The sequence below is a fragment of the Verrucosispora sp. SN26_14.1 genome, from assembly GCF_004307965.1.
In the GTDB taxonomy this organism is placed as follows: domain Bacteria; phylum Actinomycetota; class Actinomycetes; order Mycobacteriales; family Micromonosporaceae; genus Micromonospora.
The window spans coordinates 1-2154 of record NZ_SISL01000689.1 but is presented as its reverse complement, the minus strand read 5'-3'; the positions used below and the strand labels follow the sequence as shown (position 1 = coordinate 2154).

Sequence of the window (2154 nt, the reverse complement as noted above, 5' to 3'; positions counted from 1 at the left end):
GGCCGGCGCCGCGTCGGCGGAGGGGGAGCGGTGACCGTACGCGCGATCGCCGTCGTCTCGGCCGGCCTCAGCCAGCCGTCGTCGACCCGGTTGCTCGCCGACCAGCTCGCCACGGCCACCCGTGACGAGCTGGTCGGGCGCGGCGAGCAGGTCGAGCTGCACCACGTCGAGTTGCGCGAGTACGCCCACGACATCGTCAACCACCTGCTCACCGGGTTCGCCCCGGACGCCCTGCGGCAGGTGCTCGACCAGGTCACCGGCGCGGACGGGCTGATCGCCGTGACGCCGATCTTCAACGCCTCGTACAGCGGCCTGTTCAAGTCGTTCTTCGACCTGCTCGACGCCGACGCGCTGGGCGGACGGCCGGTGCTGATCGGGGCCACCGGTGGCACCGCCCGGCACTCCCTCGCGCTGGAGCACGCGCTCCGCCCGATGTTCGCCTACCTGCGGTCGGTGGTGACGCCGACGGCGGTGTTCGCCGCCTCCGAGGACTGGTCCGGCGGTACGGCCGAGGGCGCGCTGCGGTCCCGGATCACCCGTGCCGCCGGTGAACTCGCCGAGCAGGTGCACCGTGCCGCTCCGTCGAGCGGGCCGGCCGACCCGTTCGCGCTCGGCACCGACTTCGAGCGGCTGCTGCGCGGCGGCAATTCCTGACCGTACGACGCGGACGCCCTCGCCGTGACCACGGCGAGGGCGTCGGTGACTCAGACCTCCGGTCCGTGCGGGTGGGCGACCAGCACCGGGCAGCGGGCGTGCTGCACCAGCGCCTGGCTGACCGAGCCGAGCAGCAGGCCGGCGAAGCCGCCCCGACCACGGGAGCCCGCCACCACCAGGGCCGCGTCGGACGTCGCCTCGATCAGCGCCTGGTCCGGCTTCGCCGCGGTGATCAACCGCTCCGCCACGGTCAGCCCCGGGTGGCTGCCCCGGGCCGAGGCCGCCGCCGTGGCCAGCAGTGCCGCCGCCTCCCCGCCGTCGTCCGTGTGTCGCTCGTCGGCGACGTGCGCCAGCACCAGCGTGCCGCCGCGCCGGACCGCCTCCTCGGCGCCGTACCCGAGGGCCAGTTCGGCCGACTCGGAGCCGTCCACCCCGACCAGCACCGGCCCCTCCGTCGGCAGGGGACGGTCCGGCGGCCGGACCACCAGCACCGGACAGTGGCCGTGCGCGGCGACCTGGGTGCCGACCGAACCGAGCAGCAGCCCCGCGAAGCCGCCGAGACCCCGGCTGCCCACCACGACCAGTTCCGCCCGCCGGGACTCCTCGACAAGCGTCGCGCCTGGGCCTCCGGCCACCTGGCGTACCTCGACGGTGAGCCCCGGCCACCGGTCGGCCAGCTCGGCGGAGGTCTGTTCGAGCATCTTCCGGCCGTCCTCGGTCGGTGCCGGCACCCCCACCTCGTACGGGTTGATCGGCACCCCGTAGCCGAGCGGGTGCAGGTAACCGTGCACCAGGTGCAGCGGGCGGGACCGCCAGACCGCGGCCTGTGCCGCGTGTTCCGCGGCGACCAGGCTCGGCGGTGATCCGTCCACCCCCACCACGACAGGTCGATTCATCGGCCCTCCAGATTCGCCTCTGCCCAATTGTCGGGGCCGTCCCCGGCCGGGACCGGCCCCGACACACCATGCCCGCTCGCTACCAGCCTGACCCACCCGGCGCGGCCACGGTCCGTGGACCACGGTTCCGGTCCGGGTGGCCGGGTCGGCCGGCGGACTCCGCGAGATCACCGACCGCGACCAGCCCCAGCGGACGCAACCCGACCGGGTGGGCGGTGTCGACCGGTGCCGTCCCCACCAGGGCCGCCGCCAGCGCCAGCACCCGCAGCCCGGTGTCGGCCATCCGCTGCGCGGCGGCGGTCAGGGTGGTCACGTCCCCGTCGACGGCGTCGAGCAGCGGCATGCGCAGCACCCCCTCCGGCGTACCCGTGCAGACCACCAGGTACCGGCGGTCGCAGCAGCGGTGCACCATGGTCGTCCGGCGCAACCGGCGGTCGAAGGGGCGGGCGGCGATCCGTGGCCAGGCCGTCCGGGTGGAGACCGGGTCCAGCCCGCAACGGGCCGCGAAGGTCACCAGCGCCGCCTCCACCGGATCGCCGACGGCGTACCAGTCCGGTCGGTCGGCGTCCGGCGGGGCCACCGAGGCGTCGGCGCAGAGCAGCCC

The 2154-nt window shown here is 75.4% G+C and carries 2 protein-coding genes and 1 pseudogene; 1 reads left to right on the top strand and 2 read right to left on the bottom strand.

The features are described 5' to 3' along the window. Positions 1-30: 30 nt before the first annotated feature. Positions 31-654, top strand: a complete 624-nt coding sequence (locus EYA84_RS30925) for an FMN reductase (RefSeq protein ID WP_131057739.1) — start codon at positions 31-33, stop codon at positions 652-654. 50 nt (positions 655-704) lie between these two features. Here the strand turns inward: EYA84_RS30925 and EYA84_RS30920 are convergent, their stop codons facing one another. After that, complete coding sequence (locus tag EYA84_RS30920) at positions 705-1550, bottom strand: universal stress protein (RefSeq protein ID WP_131057738.1); 846 nt, start codon at positions 1548-1550, stop codon at positions 705-707. Between the two features lie 79 nt (positions 1551-1629). Continuing rightward, positions 1630-2154 (bottom strand): annotated as a pseudogene (locus EYA84_RS30915) (ATPase); the annotation flags it as partial.